At 44.8% G+C, this 24,578-nt stretch carries 19 protein-coding genes; 9 read left to right on the top strand and 10 right to left on the bottom strand.

Features of this window, described 5'->3' with window-relative positions; all coding sequences use genetic code 11:
* Nucleotides 1-2: 2 nt before the first annotated feature.
* Entirely contained in the window at nt 3-1,148 is a 1,146-nt protein-coding gene (gene wecB, locus CDG60_RS16220) for a non-hydrolyzing UDP-N-acetylglucosamine 2-epimerase (RefSeq protein WP_087512861.1), read from the top strand.
* A 31-nt stretch (nt 1,149-1,179) separates the two neighbouring features.
* Here wecB and CDG60_RS16215 read toward each other — a convergent pair whose 3' ends face one another.
* The 6 genes from CDG60_RS16215 to CDG60_RS16190 all read right to left on the bottom strand — a co-directional run bounded on the left by CDG60_RS16215 (nt 1,180) and on the right by CDG60_RS16190 (nt 8,838).
* Complete coding sequence (locus CDG60_RS16215; protein ID WP_087512860.1) at nt 1,180-2,046, bottom strand: alpha-amylase family protein; 867 nt, start codon at nt 2,044-2,046, stop codon at nt 1,180-1,182.
* Entirely contained in the window at nt 2,024-3,847 is a 1,824-nt protein-coding gene (locus CDG60_RS16210) for a hypothetical protein (RefSeq protein WP_087512859.1), read from the bottom strand. Before CDG60_RS16210 ends, CDG60_RS16215 begins: the two co-directional genes overlap by 23 nt.
* Entirely contained in the window at nt 3,847-5,097 is a 1,251-nt protein-coding gene (locus CDG60_RS16205; RefSeq protein ID WP_087512858.1) for a glycosyltransferase family 2 protein, read from the bottom strand. The genes CDG60_RS16210 and CDG60_RS16205 overlap by 1 nt, the downstream gene beginning before the upstream one ends.
* Nucleotides 5,084-5,998: a hypothetical protein gene (locus CDG60_RS16200; protein ID WP_087512857.1), complete on the bottom strand. Its 915-nt coding sequence runs from the start codon at nt 5,996-5,998 to the stop codon at nt 5,084-5,086. Before CDG60_RS16200 ends, CDG60_RS16205 begins: the two co-directional genes overlap by 14 nt.
* Nucleotides 5,982-6,740: a hypothetical protein gene (locus CDG60_RS16195; RefSeq protein ID WP_087512856.1), complete on the bottom strand. Its 759-nt coding sequence runs from the start codon at nt 6,738-6,740 to the stop codon at nt 5,982-5,984. Before CDG60_RS16195 ends, CDG60_RS16200 begins: the two co-directional genes overlap by 17 nt.
* Before the next feature lie 274 nt (nt 6,741-7,014).
* The gene (locus tag CDG60_RS16190) at nt 7,015-8,838 is read right to left on the bottom strand and encodes an acyl-CoA dehydrogenase C-terminal domain-containing protein (protein WP_087512855.1); all 1,824 of its coding nucleotides are present in this window, start codon (nt 8,836-8,838) and stop codon (nt 7,015-7,017) included.
* A gap of 241 nt (nt 8,839-9,079) precedes the next feature.
* On the opposite strand from CDG60_RS16190, the gene CDG60_RS16185 reads away from it, so the two are divergent.
* Nucleotides 9,080-11,503: a hypothetical protein gene (locus CDG60_RS16185; protein WP_087512854.1), complete on the top strand. Its 2,424-nt coding sequence runs from the start codon at nt 9,080-9,082 to the stop codon at nt 11,501-11,503.
* Between the two features lie 64 nt (nt 11,504-11,567).
* Here CDG60_RS16185 and aroE read toward each other — a convergent pair whose 3' ends face one another.
* The 3 genes from aroE to hemF all read right to left on the bottom strand — a co-directional run bounded on the left by aroE (nt 11,568) and on the right by hemF (nt 13,850).
* Complete coding sequence (gene aroE, locus CDG60_RS16180) at nt 11,568-12,356, bottom strand: shikimate dehydrogenase (protein ID WP_087512894.1); 789 nt, start codon at nt 12,354-12,356, stop codon at nt 11,568-11,570.
* 130 nt (nt 12,357-12,486) lie between these two features.
* On the bottom strand, nt 12,487-12,696 hold the full coding sequence (locus CDG60_RS16175; protein WP_087512893.1) for a hypothetical protein: 210 nt from the start codon (nt 12,694-12,696) through the stop codon (nt 12,487-12,489).
* A gap of 212 nt (nt 12,697-12,908) precedes the next feature.
* Nucleotides 12,909-13,850, bottom strand: coding sequence for an oxygen-dependent coproporphyrinogen oxidase (gene hemF, locus CDG60_RS16170; protein ID WP_087512853.1), 942 nt, complete (start codon nt 13,848-13,850; stop codon nt 12,909-12,911).
* Nucleotides 13,851-14,092: 242 nt separating this feature from the next.
* Between hemF and hemN the strand changes: the two genes are divergently transcribed.
* Nucleotides 14,093-15,457: an oxygen-independent coproporphyrinogen III oxidase gene (gene hemN, locus CDG60_RS16160; RefSeq protein WP_087512851.1), complete on the top strand. Its 1,365-nt coding sequence runs from the start codon at nt 14,093-14,095 to the stop codon at nt 15,455-15,457.
* Between the two features lie 194 nt (nt 15,458-15,651).
* Here hemN and ribA read toward each other — a convergent pair whose 3' ends face one another.
* A complete protein-coding gene (gene ribA, locus CDG60_RS16155) occupies nt 15,652-16,254 on the bottom strand; it encodes a GTP cyclohydrolase II (RefSeq protein WP_087512850.1) in 603 nt (200 codons plus the stop codon).
* A gap of 302 nt (nt 16,255-16,556) precedes the next feature.
* On the opposite strand from ribA, the gene dxs reads away from it, so the two are divergent.
* The 6 genes from dxs to mlaD all read left to right on the top strand — a co-directional run bounded on the left by dxs (nt 16,557) and on the right by mlaD (nt 24,576).
* A complete protein-coding gene (gene dxs / locus CDG60_RS16150) occupies nt 16,557-18,461 on the top strand; it encodes a 1-deoxy-D-xylulose-5-phosphate synthase (protein ID WP_087512849.1) in 1,905 nt (634 codons plus the stop codon).
* Between the two features lie 119 nt (nt 18,462-18,580).
* Nucleotides 18,581-19,411, top strand: coding sequence for an inositol monophosphatase family protein (locus tag CDG60_RS16145; protein ID WP_087512848.1), 831 nt, complete (start codon nt 18,581-18,583; stop codon nt 19,409-19,411).
* Between the two features lie 597 nt (nt 19,412-20,008).
* On the top strand, nt 20,009-21,889 hold the full coding sequence (locus CDG60_RS16140) for a DEAD/DEAH box helicase (protein WP_087512847.1): 1,881 nt from the start codon (nt 20,009-20,011) through the stop codon (nt 21,887-21,889).
* Between the two features lie 409 nt (nt 21,890-22,298).
* Nucleotides 22,299-23,117, top strand: coding sequence for an ABC transporter ATP-binding protein (locus tag CDG60_RS16135; RefSeq protein ID WP_087512846.1), 819 nt, complete (start codon nt 22,299-22,301; stop codon nt 23,115-23,117).
* Complete coding sequence (mlaE, locus tag CDG60_RS16130; protein WP_087512845.1) at nt 23,114-23,893, top strand: lipid asymmetry maintenance ABC transporter permease subunit MlaE; 780 nt, start codon at nt 23,114-23,116, stop codon at nt 23,891-23,893. Before CDG60_RS16135 ends, mlaE begins: the two co-directional genes overlap by 4 nt.
* Nucleotides 23,893-24,576, top strand: a complete 684-nt coding sequence (gene mlaD / locus CDG60_RS16125; RefSeq protein ID WP_087512844.1) for an outer membrane lipid asymmetry maintenance protein MlaD — start codon at nt 23,893-23,895, stop codon at nt 24,574-24,576. The genes mlaE and mlaD overlap by 1 nt, the downstream gene beginning before the upstream one ends.
* The last annotated feature ends 2 nt before the right edge of the window (nt 24,577-24,578 follow it).

Genomic DNA, 24,578 nt, shown 5'->3' with positions numbered 1-24,578 from the left:
ATATGACTGCACAAAAATTTAAATTAAGTGTCGTTTTTGGAACTCGTCCTGAACTGATTAAAGTTGCTCCTATTATCCTGCAGGCACAGCAGGATGACCGTTTTGATGTCGAGGTGATATTTACTGGTCAGCATGATGAACTTGTACGTGATGCCATCGATTTTTTTGAAATCAAAATTGACCATCGCTTAAAGATGATGAATGCAGGTCAAAGTCTGAATCAGTTGCTGATCCAGGGTTTACAGCAGCTGGAAACTGTTTTTACGGATGGGCAGAAACGGGATGCTGTGATTGTACAGGGGGATACAACCACCGTACTGGCAGCAGGATTGAGCTCATTTGCTCTCAAACAGGCTGTTGCTCATGTAGAGGCAGGACTGCGTTCTTATGATATGGATCATCCATTTCCTGAAGAAGGCAACCGTCAGCTGGTGTCACGTGTGGCACGCTGGCATTTTGCACCGACCGCACAGTCTGGGCAGAATTTAAAAAATGAAATGATCAATCCTGAGCATATCTGTGTCACCGGGAATACCGTTGTGGATGCTGTGCGACTGGCGAAACAGCGTATGGATGATGGACGTAGCCAGAAGCTGATGCAGGAGCTGGGATTAAATTTTAATCCAGAGCAGAAAGTGGTACTGGTGACAGCGCATCGACGTGAAAACTTTGGTGAAGGGATTGAGCATATCTGTCAGTCAATTCAGACACTGACAGAGCATTATCCTGAGCTGAATTTTGTCTGGCCGGTACACTTAAATCCAGCTGTGCATCAGGTGGTACATGGGTTCTTTAAAGACCATAAACAGGTACATCTGTTACAGCCACTGGATTACCCAAACCTGTTGAATATGATGCATCGGGCATATTTTATTATGACGGATTCGGGAGGACTGCAGGAAGAAGGTCCATCCTTTAACAAGCCAGTACTGATTTTAAGAACAACCACAGAGCGTCCAGAAGTTGTCGATGTGGGTGCTGGTGTACTGGTTGGAACAGACAAAGAGCTGATTATCGAACATGCCAGACGACTGATGGATGATAAAAAATATTATCAGCAAATGTCAGAAGTGGAAAATCCCTTTGGAGATGGTCATGCATCTGAACGTATTCTGGAACGGATGTACCAGGATGTCTTTGGACGCTGAATGATGGAATGTACCTGATCTGACTCAGACATCAGGTATTCATTTTTTGCCATAAAGCAATCATATATACAGATGGTCGGCTCAGATAGTGTGGACCATCAAAGATATAGACTTTCTGGTTCTGATAAGTGTTGAGCTGCTGAATGATTTCCCAGGGATAGGCAGCGCGGAAACCACCACCACGTTTAGGTCTGAATGCTTCAACTACAAGAACAATCCGTTCTTTGCCAAATTTATGCTGCAGATTTTCCAGTATTTTTTTTGCCTGGACGGGGGTACGTACACCTGTACCCACACCATCCTGGAAAAAAACCTGAGTCTGTTCAGGAAGCCAGCTGCCTAACCACAGATCATAAGCGGCGGGTTCGGCTTTAGCACTGTATATACTGACCCATAACGGTTTAGGCAGAGTTTTGAGGGTTTGTCCCAGTAAGCCAACACCTAACCAGGAGGGATCGGCTTCGACAGGAAAATAATAGGCTGTCGGTTTCTGTGTTAACTGCTGTTCCTGAATAAACTGTAGTGACATTTCACCATGGCGGGCTACATTGGCGCGTGCCTGTTTTTCATCATACTCACCTGAAAGCCCCAGAATCAGATGTTTTGCCCATGCATTCTGCTGGACTTTTTTCCAGTCAGGCAGTGGATTCCATTGCGGAATATTTTGCGTAGGAACCCATGATTTACCATCCACCACACCAAACTGAGGTACGAACGTCCGTACCCCGAGCAGATCCCAGTTGCCGCTTGGTCTGGTCTGTAAAGTCGGTTGCCAGAAAACACCAACCACCTGAGCAGGTGATACTGTACCAGGCGTCGCCCATACAGTACCCAGTAACAACACACTGATCATGATGCTGACATAGAGACTGATTTTAATCGTCTTTTTTCGTATCATTTTTACGTTTACGCCATAGTAACAGAAGCATGATGACTACAATTGCAAATAAGCCGAGCATGATCCAGAGGAAGCTGTTGGATTGTTTAATCACTGCCTGCTGCGTTTTCACCGGAGAAATATTTTCCAGGATATGCAACTGTCCTTCAGATGAGACAAAAATCTGTCCTACATTATTTGGAATTTCACTCTGAATGCCAGACCAGTACTGGTTAAAGGTATTGGCTCCAAGCTCGTTACTGGTAATGAAGTGTACATTGTCGTTGGTGAACACCGCAAAAAAACCATTTTGTGCAGTAGGTGCGTAGAGCATATTTTCATGCTGTTTCACCAGTTGCTGATAGGTTGCAGCATCAATACGGATATTCACTTTTTCAGGTGCTGCTGGATTAAAGGTTGAAATCTGCAGCTTGACTGGCGCATTGGTCAGTAACATATCTTTGGCAGACTGCATGGCAGTGACAGCCATTCCCAGACTGCCAGGATCACCGGATACCGCAATTTTTGGTGTGGCGGCAAGAGATGATGAAGCACTCATAACCCCGATTTTTAATGTATAAGGCAGTGTCAGCTGAGATTTTTCTGTATTGACCCAGACTGCGCCGTGTGCAGCGGGCAGACATTGGGAGTTGGCAATAATTGAGTTTTCCAGATGTAAATTATAATTTGGCTTAACTTCAACTTTGGCACCTAAAATATTAAACTGGCGATCAAGCGGTTTTTCTTCCAGATAAGCCAGCTGAATATTCCCTGCCAGTTGGTCATTGATCCAGGCGGAGATTGAAGAACCTTCAAGTAAACCAGTCTGAGAACGCAGTGAAATAATACCGGAAAGACTGTCAGAGGGTTCCCAGACGGATGGGAAGGCTAAACTGAAATTATATTTGTCCAGACCTATCCTGAAGTCCTGAATACCAAAATCCGCCAGGGTATTGAATGTTCGGGCAGTTGCCCATTCAGGCTCAGAAACTGAGGAGGTGATACTGGCAGAGTCACCGGTCAGCTGATTGTTGAACTTTGGTTGCAGCAGTACGCGGGCAACAGCTTCGAGTTGTTCAGCCGTGGAATATTCAATACTTAATGTCGGAATCCCCTGAACATAGCTTAACTTTACAGGTGCAGTAGTTAAGTTCGGAACCTGTTTGATATTAATCCGATAATCAGCCGGCTGCTCTGTTTTCTGTTCAGGACGGAACCATTGAATCTGCCTTGCATGTTCCCAGCCCACGACCAGTCGCGCCAGTATATTACGTTCAGTTATGCTTTTGGTGTTGTAGTCAAAAACAGCTCTGAGTGGTGTTTTACTGGTGAGTTTAGGGTTGTACAACGCATCTGGCAGTTCGCTTAAGCGGAGCTGTGAACGGTGAGGCTGATAACTGATTTCTGCCTGTTCAAGTGAACTGATATAAATGGGTGGTTCAGCACACATATTTTCTTTTGAAGTGGTCTCACGGTTTTCAACAATAAAATCCAGACGGTGAAAGCCACTTTTTTCAACAGGCAGTGGAAAGCTCAGAAGACCGGTGCCATCTAAAGTTGTTCTGTAAATGGGTTTGTCATTATAAGTGACCAGCAGGTGCGTATTGGGGGCGGTATTATATTTTGCTTTATATACCGCATTGTTCCATTGCTCGCCTTGACCGACATAAAAATACTGACTGATCTGACTGCGTTTGTTCTGGCTTAAAACATCGTTAAATGTCCAGCTGGCAGGGACAGCGGCATGAGAGAAGGTCATGAAACTCATGGCACTGGTTGCCAGCAGGCAGAGGGAGAGGGTTTTGAACTGGAAAGTTTTCATTATTTTTTCTCTTTGCTGCGTTCAGTTTTATACCATTGAATACCTTCACCTTTGATTCTGCTTTTCAGCATGTCGTAGGCGGCTTTAACAACGATAATCAGGAAAACTTGTGAATATGAAAAATAAGCAATCACTGAATAAAAATACAATTCAGGTTTTACTTTTTCTAAAGATAAGGTAAACCACATCTGAGCAATATACAGGCAGAATGAGAGCCCCCATAAAGCAACGAAGGGTCCTGGAATGGTCATGCCTGCGATATTCAGCAGCCCTAAAACCAGTGCGACATGGCTCCAGAAAAGGGCAGGTACAAACATGATGTAACACATGATGTTGTTGCCAATTTCAACGCCAATCGGAAAAGGCTTTCTCAGGGCAATGGGGAGGTATTTTTCTGTAACGTAGAAATTCCCCTGAGTCCAGCGTGAACGCTGTTTAATAAATACCTCAAGAGAGGGTGGGTCCTGCTGCCAGCCGATTGCATAGGGAACCCACTTGATTCTTTTACTGCCCAGAAAGACACGGAAGCTCATTTCAGTGTCATCCACCAGGGACTTTTCATCGAAACCGCCTAAGGTATCCAGCGCATTTCGCCAGATCACATAATTGGTGCCCATCAGGGTGGAAAGACGGAAACGGTTCCATCGTCCACCCTGAAAAATCCACTGAAAGTAAATAAATTCAATCGCAATGAAGCGCGTTAAAATACTGTCACGCCAGTTCCGGGTTCGGACTTTACCATTCACTGCAACCAGACTTGAGTCTGCAATCAGTGTCTGTGCCAGTAAGCGTACACAGTCAGGCTCAGGTGTACTGTCCGCATCATAGACCACGATCAGCTCACCTTTGGCATGTGGTAAACCATTGTTCAGGGTTCTGGATTTTCCTTTTCCTCCCATACCTTTGGGAACATTGACAATCTTGATGCAGGGATAGATTTTTGCCAGCCGTTCAGAGATGGCGAGGGTATCGTCTTTGGAACCGTCATTGATTAACAGAACTTCGTATGATGCTGATGGATAATCCTGCGCAGCCATAGCATGCAGGGTGTCTTCAATCACGACTTCTTCGTTGTAGGCAGGAATAAGCACACTCAGCATTGGCCAGCGTTCAGGTGTCGGCAAATTTTTCAGTTCGTCGGCGGCTTTACGTGAATATTGCCAGGCTGAATAACTGAGCCAGGCCCAGAAAGCCTGAGGAATCCAGATGCCAATAAAACCAAATAAGAAAATTAAATTAATCGGTTCCATTTTTCCTTACTTTTCTAATGATAGAAATGCTTAAAAGGACAAACAGTCCTATGCCAAGTAATAACGAGACCCATGAAATGGAGCTGCCTAAGGTACTCAGAATACTGGGGTAACGGGTGTTGAGTATCAGGTCCATGGGTAATAAAACAAAACTTACAATCAGTAAGCCGTAACCTGCGGGAGTGGTATGAATCTGTTCATAATCACTTTTAAAATCAATACCATTAAACCGCCAGGACAGCCCGAATTCAGGGGGCTGTATATTATGTAAAGGGATAGTGTCCGCAGGATTCAGAATGATCTGTTTACCGACAATCAGGTGATCTTTAGTGGTTGTCGCATACAGGGTGAGCTGATTGAATTTAATTTCACGGGCAGGTAGCGGAAGCTGTCCGATACCACGGGTATGCTGAATTAAATAAGTGCCTTTCGGCTGAATCAGTAAATTGGCATCCCAGCCATCTGGAACATAAGCCGCTACGGGGCGTAAGCCGAAAGCTGTGGCTAAGGTCGCTTCTGATGAAAAATAGTCTGGATCTTCAAGCCGGTATTCCAGAACAGGGACGGCACCGCGTTGTACAGCAGATTTAAGCGTTCGGTAATATGCCCAGTTCACAGTAGAAGGAATAATGATGCCTGGTTTGATTCCATTTTCAAGCATCCGGTTAAAACTTGCGGAGTTGATCTGATCGTAGCTGTACAGAGGCCACCAAGTACTCTGTGACGGAAAAAAGACATGAATTTCCCGTGTACGGTGAATGGGCAGTTTTTCATCAGGACTGGCGGGTTGAATTTCAAAACTGCATCCATATTCCTGCTTATAGATTTTCTGCAAAGTTGGATCGGGAAAATGCTGTACTGAAACTAAAAATGCCCCACATATATTAAGGAGTATGGACATAAGCCTCTCCCTGCTGAGCACTGTGAGTCTCAATCAGCTGGCTGTGTATGTCGAACTGCAGACTGTCAATATTTTTGAGTGCTTCAAGAAACAGCGGAGCCTGTTCCTGAGAGGCATTCTGCCGAAATACAATACTGCGGATCTCGTCCAGGTTTTCAGAGGCAAAATGATAGACCGCCCCCTCATTTTTGGTCGCCAGAACCTGGATAATTTTATTTTTTCTCACCAGCCATTCATGTTCACCCAGCATTTCCTGAATCAGAACGACATTGGTGATTTTGATATGAATAATTTCATAATAGTTGAGGGACAAAAAGGGCAGGACTTTCAACACTTCCTGACTGGTGTTCTGCCATGCCCGCAGGGGTAGCAGATCAGTGTTGTAATTACTGATAAATGCTGCTGCATCTGAACTTTCCTGTTTGGTTGAATACAGGTTATAACGGACAGCACTAAGGAAAAGTGGTGCAAACATCACGGTAAACAGCAGTAAAATCTGACGCTGAATATTCAGCATGGAAGAAAGATCAAACAGGAAATAAACTGAAACGCAGAAAAATGCGATAACACCAATCAGAATGGCTGTTCCAAAGCGGACCAGTGCACCAGAAATCATCAGTGTAAGCACGAAAAGCCAACCACCACGGTAGCTCGAAGGGAGCCACTCATAACCGACAATACCAATAAATGCGATTGCCAGGATAATCCAGTACAGGACGGTTTGAATATGGTGACTTTTCATAACATCAGCCTGTTATTTGTAAATAAAATGTATGACATCTATTTCTGGCACAGACGACCGAAAGACGAATTTATAAGAATCTTCTCAAAGATTTATGGTGAATAAACACATGTTTATTGGAACTTTTTTTAATCGGGTTTTCTGTTTTATTTTATTTAAGGATCAGTTTTTTTTGTGTGTTATTTGTGCTTTTTGTAATCTGACCGATTTATGGTTCTGAATCTGTTGCTATAAAAAAAGACCGCCGCAGCGGTCTTTTTTAATGACTGAAAACTCAGTAGTCGAAGCTGAAGTGCTCAGTTTCAAGAGACATTGTTGTTTTGGATGGGTTAACCATCGATTCAGCATGACCCTGTGTACGAGGCAGCAGCTGGTCAAAGTAGAAGTTTGCCACTTTGATTTTTGCTTTATAGAACTCAGGAACTTCAGAACCTGTGCCTGACGCCAGTTTTTCTGATGCTACAGCAGCCTGTTGCGCCCAGTAGAAAGCCATCATTGAATAACCAGAGAACATCAGGAAATCTACAGATGCAGAAGAAACAACGTCGCGGTCTTTACGTGCTGCCAGCATGATACGGACAGTCAGTGCATTCCACTGTGCGCAGATTTTGGTTAGATCCCATGCAAAACGGCGCATGTATTTATTGCGTGCATGCTGACCACAGAATTTCAGAATTTCAGCTGTGTATTCACGAACCACTTTACCTTTGGAGGAAAGCAGAACTTTACGACCGATTAAATCAAGTGCCTGAACACCTGTTGTACCTTCATACAGTGTAGAGATACGTGCATCACGTGCAATCTGTTCCATGCCGTGTTCTTTGATATAACCATGACCACCGAAGATCTGCATACCGTGGCTGGCAGCTTCCTGACCCATTTCAGTTAAGAAACCTTTCAGGATAGGGGTGTAGAAGCCCAGTTTGTCATCGTATTCATCAAATTTTGCCTGATCACCCTGTGCCAGTGCATCAGCCATTTTATCTGCAAGCTGAGCTGCATGATAAATCATGGAGCGACCGCCTTCAGCAATTGCTTTCTGAGTCAGCAGCATGCGGCGTACGTCAGCATGGTGAATAATGGCATCTGCAACTTTGTCTGCATCTTTTTTACCAGACAATGCACGCATGGACATACGTTCTTTTGCATAAGGTAGGGCACCCTGGAATGCAAGTTCTGCGTGTGCAAGACCCTGTACCGCAGTACCGATACGTGCTGTGTTCATAAAGGTGAACATGGCATGTAAGCCTTTGTTGATTTCACCGATCAGATAACCTGTTGCGCCATCAAAGTTCAGTACAGCTGTTGCAGAAGCACGGATACCCATTTTGTGTTCGATTGAACCACAGGTCACCGGGTTACGCTCACCGACACCACCATCAGCCGTTGGCAGGAATTTAGGCACGATGAACAGTGAAATACCTTTGGTACCAGCAGGTGCATCAGGAAGACGTGCAAGCACAATATGCACGATGTTTTCTGTCAGGTCATGTTCACCTGCAGAAATAAAGATTTTTGTACCTGAAATGGCATAAGTACCATCTTCTTTCGGTTCTGCTTTGGTTTTTACCTGACCTAAGTCTGTACCACACTGAGGTTCTGTCAGACACATCGTTCCAGACCATGTACCAGCAGTCAGGTGCGGCATATAAGTGTTTTTCTGTTCATCTGTACCAAACTGCATGATCGTGTTCATACAGCCCATACTTAAACCTGGATACATGGTGAACGACCAGTTTGCCGTACCCATCATTTCAGATTTCACTAGGTTCAGTGACATTGGTAAGCCCTGACCGCCAAACTCTTCTGGATAGGACAGACCTTGCCATCCACCCTGAACAAACTGATCATAGGCTTCTTTAAAGCCTTTCGGTGTGGTCACTTCGCCATCTTTAAAATGACAGCCTTCTTCATCGCCTGACTGGTTCAGCGGAGAAAGAATGTTTTCACAGAAATCTGCGGCACCATCAATGATCATATCAATTGTATCTGCATCAGCATTTTCACCGGTTGACAGTGTTTTGTAGTGTGCTGGATAGTCAAATACTTCATTCATTAAGAAGCGGATATCACGTACGGGAGCTTTATATGCGGGCATGAGATGTCATCCTGAATTCAAATATAGTTATGGGTTTTCACTCTATGGATTTATTATTCAATTTTACTTCTATAAATGCATTGATAAGAAGTCCCGAAAAAACTGTCAGAAAAGCGAATCTGAGCGGAAAGGCTAAATGCTTCCTGTTCACTTTTTGTTAAGATAACAGTATGACGGGATTTAAGTCATATGTATGGATTCTGTACTAAAGTATAAATAAATTAAGGTTTTTATAAGTTTTATGAAATTAAAATATTTAACATTCAGTTTATTTGCTCTGAGTTTAACAGCGTGTTCACAGCATGTCATAAAATCCACTCAGAATAAGTCTGCCACCGTGGAGCAGGATGCGGTGAGTGCCATGAATGCGATGTTTGAAACCTCAGGTTTTGATTATCGTGGCAAAACCACGCTTCAGGCAAAAAGTACAGAACCTGCAAAGTCCTCAAAGAATGCAGATCATCAGACCAGAACACTTGAGCCTGAGTTGAGACGACAGCTGGAGCAGTATCTGACAGGGCAGGGCGTAAAGCTGAGTGCTGAACAGAAATCGCTGCTGTTCAGTCAGCTTGCTCAGGAACAGTCATCCCATACAGATCGGTCAGCAGACGCTTCATCCAGATTTCTTCGTAGCGCAGTCAATATTCTGAATGACCTGAAGTTTGATTATGAGGGTTCGGTACATTATCGTGACAGGTTGGCAACACTGAATATGAATGTTCAGTATCTGAAACCGACGTTACAGATTCAGGCTCAGTTGCCCATGATTGCAGACCTGAAAAATTATCGCTTCTACACCAACTATTTTGCCCTGATGCCATTTCTGGTGAACAGTGAAAGCCAGGACACTTATGCCTATGTCGATTTTTCCAGGTTCAAAGGTGATATTGAAAAAGTCGATATTAAAAAATTTGCAGAATATCTGCGTCAGATGAATGCAGTTCCTTTTGTGCTGGCTGATCAAGGTCAGCTGCGTGAAAGCACTGTGACTGCTCAGGATCAGAAACTGGGAATTCACCGTAAAATCCGTTATCAGGGTGATATGGAAACACTGATGATGCAGATGGCAATTTTTGAAACTGTAAACAGGGACTATGTGCAGAAGCAGATTCTGAAAATTACAGATACAGAACAGGCTGCTGAAAAAAACCATGCTGAATCTGAGGTTCAGGATAATGATGGAAAAGGGGGATCTGACGAATCCCTGTCACTGGCTCAGAAAGCCTATGATTCTGAGGAGCGGGTTGCAGAGCTGGTGAACAGCCGTTTACATGAGCTGATGTACCATCATGATGATCATGAGTATGCGAAACATGCCGAAGCAGAGGCTGAAAGTCAGGGAAATGATTCGAGTGCTGCATATGCCGCTGCGGCTGCGACAGATGCTGCTCCGTCTGATGAAGATATGCCTGCCGAACATATGGATTCTGAAGAACAGCAGAGCGTAGCCGATGCAACTGCAGAACAGTCAGACATCCTTTCCAGGGAAGCCTGTTATGCAATACAGACAGCAGGTTCAGCGGTTCCGATGGGCAGTGTTTCTCAGTGCCAGTATTATTATGGTATTCGGGTACTGAAAGAGGCTGAACAGAAAAAGCAGGCAACCGCTCCAGGTATGCAGGCAATTTCAGCACTGATCAGCGTTGAACCTTTATTTTCACCCTATCAGCAGCGGGTGCTGATGACGGCTCAGGATGTTAAAACCTTATGGCATAAACATCAGGCTGAGATTCAGCAGATGATGGCTGGAACAGCTGATCAGCGAACGCCACTGGTGCTGGACATTGGTATGGATGCGCAAGGGCGTCTGATTCAGCTCGATACGCATGTTGACTGGAAAAGCCCTGAAACAGGAAAGATCAGTCTGCTCAATCAGCTGGCGATCAGCAATTATGGTCATGCAACGGCCATTGACCGCAAACTGATGCAGAATGCCAGATCTATTGATGAAGTCAGCAAAGGTTCCATGTTTGAAAAAATGGTGAAATCTTTTACAGGAAGTCTGGAGCCATCTTCAACGGATCAGAAAGCATCTGGGAAAACCGACAGCAAATCGCTGGAAAAAAATATTGCCGAAATTGCAGAACAGACCTTTACACGTACAGGTTCAGAAGTCCGAACATATCAGGCAGTTTTTGTTCCGGAAATGACGAAGCGTTATCCTGAACTGCTGAAACATTATTCAACAGCACAGTTGAATGAAATTTCTGAAGTTTATGCTTATTACTTTATGGAAGAAAAACAGGAACAGCTGAAAGGAAAAGCATTGCAGCGTCTGGAGGCTTTACAGAAAAAGCATCAGCTGATTCGTTCAGACCAGTTTGATGATGCGGGTGCCAGTATTGAACAGGTCGTTGCTGATGCGGTGAAACAGGTTCAGGCACAACAGAAATGGGCAAAACTGAAAAAGCAGTTCGGAACTGAGCAGGCGGTGTTTGCACAGTATTATATGCAGCTGTTCAGTGCGGATTATGAGATGAATGCAGAACAGCAGCAGAATCTGAAAGCTGTTGCTGCCGTTCTTGCGCAGGCTTATATGGATGATCGAAAAGGCCGACTGACAAAAGCATCAGTCAAAAATCTGAAAGCTGCGCATGATGGTTTCTATGATGGTGATCTGTACCGTAAAGCCTATACAGATGTGATAGAAAACCTGAATCCATAAGCAGATTCATGCTGTCAAAGTGATAAAAAAAAACCTCTGTCATGTGCAGAGGTTTTTTTACTGGTCAGAGAAAATCTTTCAGTTCAGGTTTAATGCCGTTCCAGATGGAAAAAGATTCAATGGCCTGACCCACCAGCATACCAAAACCTTCTGAGTGTGCCACACCACGGGCTTTTGCCTGATCCAGAAAAGATGATGGTTTGCCATAAGCCATTTCATAAGCATGCTGGAACTGTAATGTGTCAGGTAGAACCAGGGCGTCACCGCTTAAACTGGCAGAGGTTGCATTGATGACAATATCAAACTGACCATTCAGTTGATCCAGACCACAGGCAATAAGTTCAGCACCAGGGACGGCATCTTTTAAGTCCGCAATCAGCTGTTCAGCACGGGAAAGTGTACGGTTGGCAATGACAATTTTTTTTGCACCTGCCTGCACCAGTGGATAGATCACGCCACGGGTTGCGCCACCAGCACCGATGATCAGGATATCCGTCTGATCAAGGTTCCATCCCAGTGCCTGAATGGCATAGACCAGTCCCTGTCCATCGGTGTTATCACCATGCAGCTGACCGTTTTCCATCCACAATGTATTGACTGCACCCGCGATTCGGGCACGTTCAGTCAGAACGGAACTAATGTTGTATGCCTGTTCTTTAAAAGGCACAGTGACATTCATCCCTGAACCGCCCTGGTCAAAAAAACTCTGGACACTGTGTTGAAAGCCGTCAAGCGGTGCAAGACGTTTGCTGTATTGCAGAGCTATGCCTGTTTTTTCTGCAAAGGCATGATGAAGTTCAGGTGAGCGTGACTGCTCAATCGGATTGCCAATAACGGCGAATTGTTTGCTCATCGCACAGAGTCCATGTGGAGAAATGTGCATCAATATACGCTGAATTGGAGGGATTCAGAAGTCTTTGCCATAATATTCCGGTATAGCGAAAACAGTGCTGTCTGACTGGATTTCGTTTGTTTTTACCGGTTTATTCTGGATTGCAGATGGCATGTACCAGATTGACCAGCAGTACTGAGGTGCTGCTGACCAGTCCAATAATCGCAATGGTCATGGTTGTGAGGGCAAAATGATCATTAAAAGCACTTTCTGAAAAAACAGTCGTGCTGATAGAGCTGCATAAGACCACTAAAAATATCCAGAACAGAAGCATAGGACGGCTTACAGTAAATTTCGGCATTTCGTTCCCCTGAAAGAATTCAGCATCAAAGTATAATGGCGTGAAATTTTTACACTGTGATGAAAGAGTTTCAGCCTCAAGTTGATTATTAAACTCCGATTGGTGCAGAAGTACCATTTATATTTGTGGGTTAATGTTTCAGGGTTTTTCAGCCCATGAATGATGCTGTTAAAAAAGCCATCCGTAGAAGGATGGCTTTTATGTGATCTGTTTCAGTCTGAAAGTTTTAACCAGTCCTGCGGTTTCAGCCAGTAATCCGTCAGACGTTTTTCAGGGCTGTTTTCATCCCATTCAGGGCGGTATGACCAGCCTGCCAGTGGCGGCATACTGACCAGGATGGATTCAATGCGTCCACCGGTCTGTAAGCCAAACAGGGTGCCACGGTCATAGACCAGGTTGTATTCTACATAGCGTCCACGGCGGTAGAGCTGAAAATCACGCTGAGCCTGGGTAAAAGGTTTGTTCTGATTTCGCTGGAACACTGGAATAATCGCTTCCAGATAGCCGTTGCCCACTGCCTGAATATATTCAAAGCATTTTTCAAAGTCCCACTGGTTCAGGTCATCAAAAAACAGACCACCGACACCACGCTGCTCATCACGATGCTTTAAATAAAAATAATCGTCACACCATTTTTTATGTTCCGGATACACATTTTCGCCAAAGGGCGCACACAGATCATGGGCTGTCTGATGCCAGGCTGAAACATCTTCTGGGTTTGGATAAAACGGGGTGAGGTCAAAACCGCCACCAAACCACCAGATCGGTTCCTGACCTTCTTTTTCTGCAACGAACAGACGGACATTGGCATGAGAGGTTGGAACATTGGGGTTGTTGGGATGAATCACCAGTGAAACACCCATTGCCTGAGCTTTTGCACCTGCAATCTGTGGGTGACGTTCGGTTGCAGATGCAGGCAGTTTTGAGATGTTGATGTGTGAAAACATCACGCCACCTTTTTCAATCACAGTGCCATTCTGCAGTACACGTGAGCGACCACCGCCACCCTCAGGGCGCTGCCAGTCATCTGTTTCAAATGTCGCAGTTCCACCGCCCTGAATTTCCTGCTGTTCTAAAGCAGCACAGATCCGGGCCTGTAAGTCCGTCAGAAAGTCTCTTACACGTTGAATGTCAGCGGATGTTGGATTTTGCATGGCAGGCTTCCTGGGAGATTGACCAAAACAGAAGATGTTTCACATCAAAACATATATTCAGTCAAAAATTAAGGGAATTTCTATATTCAGCATTTTAAGTCATGCAGTTTCGTTGAAATTCCGACTGATCTGCTTGGTTGAATTATTTATTTACGCTCCGCACAATGGAGCTGAAGCTGTGGAAATTTCAGATGTTCTGAGGATTTTTTCTGCAATGCGTACAGGTAAAACAGGTGCTGAAAATGAGTATGTCACTGGTTCAGAAATATAATGTAGCGGGTCCCCGTTATACCAGTTATCCAACTGTGCCGTACTGGGATGAAAGTACATTTTCATCGGTCAGCTGGCAGGATAGCGTATTGCGTTCATTTACTGAATCCAGTCGTGCAGAGGGCATCAGTCTTTATATTCATCTGCCGTTCTGTGAAAGCCTGTGTACATTCTGTGGCTGTCATAAAAAAGTGACTAAACGGCATGAAGTGGAACAGCCCTATATTCAGGCCGTGTTAAAAGAATGGTCGCTGTACTGCACCTTGCTGAAGGACAAACCTGTCATCAGGGAAATACATCTGGGAGGCGGTACTCCTACATTTTTTTCAGTTGAACATTTACAGCAGCTGATTCAGGGCATTTTAGCCAGTGCGGATATTGCCAGTACACATGAGTTCAGTTTTGAAGGGCATCCGAACAATACCACCCGTGAACATTTACAGGCGTTGTATGAGCTGGGATTCCGTCGGGTCAGTTATGGTGTTCAGGACTATAACCCTGATGTGCAGAAAGCCATTCACAGGATTCAGCCTTTTGAAAATGTAGAACGTGTAACCCAGTGGGCAAGAGAAATCGGCTATGAATCCATTTCACATGATCTGGTGTTTGGTCTGCCGTTTCAGCAGCTGGATGATGTGCTGCATACTATTGAACAGACGACACGCCTGATGCCTGACCGTCTGGCATTTTACAGTTATGCCCATGTGCCATGGATTAAAGGCAATGGTCAGCGTGGTTTTAAAGATCAGGATGTGCCTAAAGATGATCTGAAGCGACAGTGTTATGAAGAAGGTAAGAAAAAACTGCTGTCCTGTGGTTATCATGAAATCGGTATGGATCACTTTGCCCTGAAAGAAGATGCCATGTACCAGTCATTTCAGCAGGGCACTCTGCATCGTAACTTTATGGGTTATACCGCTTCCAGAACACAGTTGATGATCGGTCTTGGAGCATCCTCCATCAGCGATAGCTGGTATGGATTTGCGCAGAATGAAAAAAATATTGATGACTATTATGCACGGCTTGAGCGTAATGAACTGCCTGTATTTAAAGGGCATGTTCTGAATCAGGAGGACCTGATCATCCGCAGGCATATTCTGAATCTGATGTGCGGTTTTAAAACGTCATGGCAGGAGTCAGCCATGTATTTTTCTGAACTGCCACAGGTGCTGGAGCAGTTACAGGAAATGCAGCAGGATGGTTTACTGGAAATAACCGAACAGCAGATCTGTGTGACTGAAAAAGGTAAAGCATTTGTACGGAATATCTGTATGGCATTTGATTTAAGGTTAAAACGCAGAAAACCGGATAATCAGATTTTTTCCATGACGATTTAAGTGGTGAGTGCGTTGAGAGGCTTCCTCTCCTTACAAAGGGGAGGAGTCCATTGAACTTACTTGCTTCCTCTGCGGAGCTGACTCCTCATCTCTGAGCCGTTATGGCGCATGAGAAGGGATGTTTAATGTCATTCAAAAATTGTTTTACGAATTTTTTAGCATGATACTTATAAAACAATGCACATCAGATTTATTTAAAAATCATCTTTCTGATACATGTGTGACATACGGTCATGCTTGGTTTTTAAATAATCTTCATTGAATTTATTTAAACCAACGGTCAGCGGAACACGCTCCACCACATCAATGCCCTGATCGGTCAGTGCCTTGAGTTTCAGTGGGTTGTTGGTAATCAGTCTGACCTGCTTAACCTGGAGCTGATCCAGCATGATGTTGCACATTTCATAAGTACGCGCATCGGCAGGTAAGTTCAGCAACAGATTGGCATCCACCGTGTCATGTCCCTGGTCCTGTAAGGCATAGGCACGAATTTTATTGGTCAGCCCAATACCGCGACCTTCCTGACGTAAGTACAGAATAACGCCCTGTCCTGCATCATCAATCATTTTCATGGTGTTGTGCAGCTGTGGACCGCAGTCGCATTTCAGCGAGCCAAATGCATCACCAGTTAAACATTCAGAATGTATACGGACCAGAACGGGTGCAGAGGGTGCTGTTTCAAGCCCTTTGGAGATTGCCACATGTTCTTCACCTGTTTCCGGATCCTGAAATACTGTAATTTTGAATTCGCCATAAGCGGTTGGTAAACGTGAAGTTGCGACAAATTTTACAGGCACTGCTTAACCCATCAGTCAGTTCATAAATTGACTAAAGTATAGCGTAATGCTTGGACATTGGTAGAATTGCATTGATGATTTTATGCAGAAGATTTTCTTTTTTGTATAAAGAGAACGATAATAGTTGATAAACAGGAAGATTATTCAGGATAATCTAGGCTTCGCATTGTCATACTGAACAGTCATTCATTCGGTATGGCATGATAAATGTGGCTGATTGAATGTGTTATGATTCGCGCTCAATCGTTGCTAACCCGTTTCCCTAGCTTAGATTTGCCAGGCTTTAGAAGGCTTCGCCACATATGCTGTATACAGAAATACCCACTCAACGCCCTGTAACTCCTTTGCTGGATACCATAGATCATCCTCAGCAACTGCGTTCACTCGGCCAGTCTCAGCTTGAACAGGTGGCAGATGAGTTGCGACAGTACATTCTGTATGCTGCTGGTCAGAGCGGTGGTCATTTTGGTGCGAACCTGGGTGTAATTGAACTGACGGTTGCACTGCATTACTGTTTCAATACACCACAGGACCGACTGATCTGGGATGTAGGTCATCAGGCTTATCCGCATAAAGCACTGACGGGTCGCCGTGAGCAGCTGGTGACAATCCGTGCCAAAGATGGACTGGCTGCGTTTCCTGCCCGTGAAGAATCTGTATTTGATACCTTTGGTGTAGGACATTCGTCCACTGCTATTTCAGCGGGGCTTGGGATGGCGCTTGCGCGGCGTTATCAGAAAAACCCATGCGAAGTTGTTGCGATTATCGGGGATGGTGCAATGACAGCAGGTATGGCATTTGAAGCCATGAATGATGCTGTGGCACATAACGCTGACCTGATGGTGGTACTGAACGACAACGATATGTCCATTTCATGCAGTACGGGCGGTTTTGCAAAACACCTGGCTGCCATATGGGAAAGCGGTCAGTCTGTCAGTATAGATGATGATGGACAGGCGTATGTTCAGTCACATCCAGAGTGGACATATAATTCAAGATTACACAGTGCTGCTACAGATGCAGCAGATAACCTGTTTAAAGCGATAGGCTTTGATTATTTTGGACCTTTTGATGGTCATGATGTACAGCAGCTGGTTCAGGTCTTCAATGCACTGAAAAAACGTAAAGGACCACGTCTGATTCATATCTATACTGTGAAAGGCAAAGGTTTTGCACCTGCCGAAGCAGATCAGATCAAATACCATGCTATTGGCAAATTAAATGCCGTTGCTGCAAAAACAGCAGCACCAAAATATTCAGATGTGTTTGGTCAGTGGCTGTGTGATGAAGCGGCACAGGATGACAGACTGCTGGCGATTACTCCTGCCATGTGCGAAGGCTCTGGTATGGTGAAATTTGCAAAACAGTATCCTGAGCGTTTCTTTGATGTTGCCATTGCTGAACAGCATGCGGTGACACTGGCTGCCGGTATGGCATGCGAGGGTTTAAAACCGGTTGTTGCCATTTATTCAACGTTTTTACAGCGTGGTTACGACCAGCTGATTCATGACGTTGCACTGCAGAACCTGGATGTTACCTTTGGTATAGACCGTGCAGGTCTCGTGGGTGAAGATGGTCCGACACATGCAGGTGCATACGATTATGCATTTATGCGGACAGTGCCGAATATGGTCATCATGGCACCCAAAGATGAAAATGAATGCCGTCAGATGATGCATACGGCTTATCTGTACCCTGGTCCGGCAGCTGTGCGCTATCCGCGTGGCAATGGTTATGGTGTCGAAATTCAGCAGAAAATGACTGCACTGGAAATCGGTAAAGCTGAAGTGGTTGTCCGATTCAATGATCAGTATGACGAATGTATTACTGTGCTTGCGTTTGGCAGCAGAGTAAATGCTTCTGTTGAAGCTGCACAGCAGCTGGCAAAACAGCATGAAACTGGTGTCTGTGTGGTTAATATGCGTTTTGTGAAACCACTGGATGAGCAGCTTATTTCTGAACTGGCTGACAGTACAGCACTGTTTGTCACCGTGGAAGAACATGCCGTCATGGCAGGTGCTGGCAGTGCGGTGAATGAATATCTGGCTAAGGCGCAGATCGTGAAACCGGTTCTGAATCTTGGACTGGATGACAGCTTTATGCATCAGGCAGCTCATGCTCAGATGCTGAAGCAGGCTGGACTTGATGCACAGGGCATAGAAAATGCAGTGAATCAGGCATGGCTGAGACATATTCAGGCGGTTTAAGCTGCTGAAAAAAATTCTGAAAACATTTTTTACCTAAAGCCTCATATTTTTGCTAAAATATCGGGGCTTTTATGCATTATTCTTTATCAGTCTCCTTTCAGATTTGTAGTGGGTGTTCAATGGAACCTATGGTGGTTATGGCTGCGCGTGCGGCGCAATTAGTTGGTCAAGAGCTTTTAAAAGCGCATCAGAATCGTCATAAACTCGATCTGCAAGTCGAAGAAAAGGGGATTGATGGTCCTGTTACACGTGTAGATCGCTACATTGAACAGCTGACAATTGACACACTTCGCAAAAGTTATAAAAATCACAGTTTCCTCGGTGAAGAGTTTGGTCTTCAGGAAGGTAAAGGTCACGATGCTGACTGGTGCTGGGTGATCGACCCACTTGATGGCACTTTAAATTTTATTAACGGTTTTCCACATTTCTGCGTATCCATTGCAGTTCAGCACAAAGGTGTGACTCAGCACGGTGTTATTTACGATCCAGTAAAAGACGAACTGTTCTCTGCAAGCCGTGGTCGTGGTGCAATGCTGAACCAGCGCCGTATCCGTGTAAATGTCAAAGACAGCCTTGAAAATACCTTTATGGGTGTAGGTCATGCCTACCGTAAAATCCGTAACGGTGAAGTGGTGTCTTATGCGAAAAACCATTTCGACTCATTACTGAACGTTACTGAAGCTGGTGCGCAATACCGCCGTGCAGGTTCTGCTGCACTGGACCTGGCTTATGTGGCTGCTGGTCGTTTAGACGGTTATTTTGAACTGGGTCTGAAACCTTGGGACATCGCTGCGGGCGAACTCATTGTGAAAGAAGCGGGCGGTACAGTGGTTGATGCGCGTGGTGGTTCTGATTCCATGGAAAACGGTCAGGTGATCGCATGTTCCATGAAGATGTTAAAACCATTGATGCAGCAGGTTGTTCCTGCCTGGGGTGATGCTGCTAAATAAGTAGTTTATATCTGATTCAAAAAAGCCTTCATTGATATGAGGGCTTTTTTATGTCTATGATTTTTTAAGTTCATGGCTGATTTTGAATTTATGCATTCTCACTGTAAGTTCCTGGGGATTTATAAGTCAGCACTCTTATATTTTTTATCTTCTTTTTATAAAGGCAATTGATACCTGTGGGAAACTGGATTCCAGGTTTCTGATTTGTATTGAAAGTTTCCACTCCTGATGGGAGAGGCTTAGGGAGAGGCATTTGATCAAATGATCCCTCACAGGAAAAAACAATAAAACTTCGTGACATTATTTTATATTCTGCTATACTCCGCGCACGCACTTAAATTCCGTTCATTACCTGAACATTTCTCTTCTATTATTGTGTATGCGCGTCCGGTCCAAAGAGAGGACAATATTTCGCGCCCCACCCAATCGCTTAAGCGATTCTTTCAGGTTGCGGCTGTAATCATGTGTGCGTTATACGCATCGTCGTTCTCGGATCGCCGCTGATTTATTTTTTCAGCGATTATTGCTGTGCCGCTTTTTGCCGATGTCCATCAGATCTTATATTAATGGAGCACCCACATCAGGGTGAATATCTCTATGAGCAAAACTTTTGCTGATTTTTCTTTAGACGAGTCGCTACAAAAAGCACTTGAATCTCTTGGTTTCACTGCACCTACTCCTGTGCAGGAACAATCTATTCCAGCGGCTATGGAAGGTAAAGACCTTCTTGTATCAAGCCAGACTGGTTCAGGTAAAACTGCTGCTTTCTTACTCCCTACGTTAAATGCTTTGGCTGGTCAGGAAGATACTTTCGTTCCTTTCAAAGAACGTATGAAAGCGGTAACTCAACCAAACATTTTAGTTATTTCTCCTACCCGTGAACTTGCTCAGCAGGTTTGTCAGGATGCAATCGCACTTGTACGCCACATGAAAGGTGTTCGTGTTGCTGCAATCATGGGTGGTATGCCTTTCGGTAAGCAGATCCAGCAGTTAAAAGGTGCACAGGTTGTAGTTGCGACTCCAGGTCGTTTACTTGATCTTGTAAACCGTCGTCAGATCAAACTTGATAAAGTTGACGCTTTAATTGTTGATGAAGCTGACCGTATGCTTGACCTGGGTTTCTCTGAAGACCTTGAAGCAATCAGCGATTTAGCTTTAAACCGTAAACAGACTTTAATGTTCTCTGCAACATTTGCGCCACGTATCATCAATCTTGCTGAACGCATGATGAATGATCCAATGCGTATTTCGATCGAAACTGGCCATTCTACAAATACTGACATTACCCAGACTTTACATTGGACTGATGGTTTTGAGCATAAGAAAAAACTGCTTACGCATTGGTTAAATGAAGAAGATGTTGATCAGGCAGTTGTATTTGCTTCAACTCAGGAAGATACAGACATGCTGGCTGAAGAGCTTGCAGAAGCTGGTCTTTCAGTTGTAGCACTGCACGGTGCAATGCCACAGACTGTACGTAACCGTCGTTTACGCAGCATCCGTGAAGGTCGTGCTAAGATCTTAGTTGCAACTGATGTTGCTGCTCGTGGTCTGGACGTACCGACTATTTCTCACGTAATCAACTTCGGTCTTCCGATGAAGAATGAAGATTATGTACACCGTATTGGTCGTACAGGTCGTGCGGGTCGTACAGGTAAAGCAATCACTCTGGCAACTTACCGTGAACGCGGTAAAATCCGTGCTTTAGAAGATTATTTAGAAGCGCGTTTAAGTGTTTCTGAAATCGAAGGTTTAGAGCCATCTCCACCTCCTGCACGCGGTAGTCGTGATGGCGGCGGTCGCGGTCGTAACGGCGGTGGTCGTGGTCGTGATGGCGGTCGTGGCGGTTTTGGTGGCGGTCGTCGTTTTGAAGGTGAATCAAACTTCAAACGTCGTGAAGGCGGTGATGACCGTCCACGTCGCAGCTACGATGACAAACCACGTGGTGATCGTCCATCTTATGGCGATGATCGTCCTAAGCGTGATTTCGGTGATCGTCCACCACGTCGTGAAGGCGGTTTCGGTGATCGTCCTCAGCGTTCATTCGGTGGCGAAGATCGTCCACGTCGTGAGTTCAACAATGATCGTCCACGTCGTGAAGGCGGTTTTGAAGATCGTCCACGCCGTGAGTTCAACTCTGATCGTCCACGTCGTGAAGGCGGTTTTGAAGATCGTCCACGCCGTGAGTTCAACTCTGATCGTCCACGTCGTGAAGGCGGTTTTAACGATAAACCTCGTTTTAACTCGAATGATGATAACCGTGGTAACAGCGTAGATTACAAACCACGTCGTGAAGGTGGCTTCGGCGACCGTCCTAAACGTGATTTCGGTGATCGTCCAGCACGTCGTGAAGGTGGTTTCGGTGACCGTTCACAACGTTCATTTGGTGATGATCGTCCTAAGCGTTCATTTGGCGGTGAAGATCGTCCGAAACGTACTTTCGGTGAAGATCGCCCACGTCGTAAATTTAACGATTGATTTGATTTCTAAAGTTAAATCGAAAAAACCGGTGGTAACACCGGTTTTTTTTATGGGATTAATAATTGATCTTTTGCTAAGTAAATGTATACTAGATCATACTTTAAATTTGTTTTGATAAATGCGAATAACAATATGATTCATCAGTTATTTTTAAACCGTTCAGCAAAAGAGGTGCTTATGCCATATATCGGTGTGATTCTGCTGCTGTGTAACCTTGCCTATTATCTGTATAGCTATTTTGCGTAATACAGTGTTTTATTTTTAGATATTTCATACTCACAAAAAATAAATAAAATAAGCAAGTAAGAACAATCAGTACACAGTTGCATTTTTTTTACAAGGTAACATTTTGTCTTCCAATCCTTTATAGTATGCATGCTGAAAAAATGCAGGATAACGCTCAGCTATGAATAATCAGACACCTCTACAGGCTCAGACACTCATCGAGGTGAAAAATCTGAGTTTTAAGCGAGGCGACAGAATCATCTATGACAATGTCAGTATAAACATCCGTCGCGGTCAGATCACTGCGATTATGGGTCCATCAGGCACAGGAAAAACCACGCTGCTCAGACTGATCGGCGGACAGCTGACGCCTGATCAGGGTGCGGTACTGCTGGATGGAAAAGATATTGCTCAGATGTCACGGCAGGAACTTTTTGCAGCACGTGCCCGTATGGGGATGCTGTTTCAGAGTGGCGCACTGTTTACGGACATGTCAGTCTATGAAAACGTTGCTTTTCCTATCCGTGCGCACACAAAACTGCCTGAGCATCTGATTGCAGAACTGGTTGCACTGAAACTTGAATCTGTTGGACTGCGTGGTACAGAGCAGTTTATGCCCTCTGAACTTTCGGGCGGGATGAACCGTCGTGTCGCACTTGCCCGTGCCATTGCACTTGATCCTGAACTGATTATGTATGATGAACCTTTTGCAGGGCAGGACCCGATTGTGAAAGGTGTTCTGACCCGCCTGATCCGCTCTTTAAGAGAAGCGCTGGATCTGACCACCATTATTGTTTCGCATGATGTGGAAGAAACACTGTCGATTGCGGACTATATTTATGTGGTTGCTGAAGGCAAGGTTCAGGGTGAAGGTACACCAGCTGAACTGAAAGCTCATGCGTCTCCATTTGTGCGTCAGTTCCTGACCGGTGCTGCTGAAGGTCCGGTGGATTATCAGTTCAGTCATAAACCCTATTTAAGTGATGAGGTGAAGGCATGAATGCCATAGCTCTGCTGGGTCGTCGGGTGATAGATCGGGTACGTGGCATTGGCGTTGCGACGTTAATGCTGCTTCAGATTCTGTTCTCCATGCCCACTCGTATCGGTGTAAAGCTGTTTGTCTATCAGATGTATCGTGTCGGTGTCATGTCACTGCTGATCATTGTGGTTTCAGGGCTGTTTATTGGTGCAGTACTGGGCTTGCAGATGTACAGCATTCTGGTGACTTTTGGCAGTGAGGCGATGCTGGGAACAGCAGTTGCACTGACGCTGCTGCGTGAACTTGCACCTGTGGTTGCAGCATTACTTTTTGCAGGTCGTGCAGGTTCTGCGCTGACCGCTGAAATTGGTCTGATGAAAGCGACTGAACAGCTCTCCAGTATGGAAATGATTGGTGTGGATCCTTTAAAAAGAGTGATTTCACCAAGACTTTGGGCAGGTATTTTCAGTTTACCCATGCTTTCTGTCATCTTCGCTGCAGTGGGCATTATGGGGGGCAAGATGGTGGGTGTGGACTTCCTGGGAGCAGATGAAGGCTCTTACTGGAGTGGTATGGAAAATACCGTCCAGTTTTATAAGGACATCCTGAACGGCACTGTCATTAAAAGTTTTGTTTTTGCATTGATATGTACATGGATTGCGGTATATCAGGGCTATGCCTGTGAGCCGACATCTGAAGGTATTGCAACATCCACAACACGGACAGTGGTGTATTCATCACTGTGTGTACTGGGTTTTGATTTTGTGTTGACTGCGGTCATGTTTGGAGGTGTTTAATGAAATCACGTACAAGTGAGCTGGCCGTAGGTATTTTTGTTGTTATCTTCGGTATTGCGATGTTTTTCCTGGCAATGAAAGTCAGTGGTCTGGTCGGAACAAATCTGAAAGACAGTTATAAGCTGACAGCAACCTTTGATAACGTCAATGGAATCAAGCCACGTGCCAAAGTTGCCATGAGTGGTGTAAAGGTCGGGCAGGTGGATTCGATTACCCTTGATCCTGTAACCCGTCTTGCAACCGTAAAAATAACAATGGATGGAAGCCTGACTTCATTCAATGCAGAACAGTTGAAACAGGTGCAGCAGAATGCACTGGAAGATCTCCGTTACAGCAGTGATTACGAACAGGCTGATCCAGCGAAACAAAAAGAAATGGAACAGCAACTGATTGGTAACATGAAATCCATCACAAATATTGATGAAGATGCTTACATAATGGTAGCAACCAATGGTCTGCTGGGTGAGAAATACCTGAAAGTTGTACCAGGTGGCGGTCTGAATTACTTAAAACGTGGTGATCAGATTGGGAACACACAGAGCACCATGGAAATTGAAGACCTGATCACCAAATTTGTGACTGGTGGTGCAGGTAAATCATCAGATGAAAAGCCAGAAGGTGGAGCGTCTAAAGAGTCCGCTTCTACCGAGACAGCAGATGCTGAAGTGTCATTTGTTGAATAATT

Source organism: Acinetobacter chinensis, assembly GCF_002165375.2.
GTDB lineage: Bacteria > Pseudomonadota > Gammaproteobacteria > Pseudomonadales > Moraxellaceae > Acinetobacter > Acinetobacter chinensis.
Note: the sequence above shows the minus strand (reverse complement) of the source record. Positions and strands in the feature narration are given on the sequence as shown.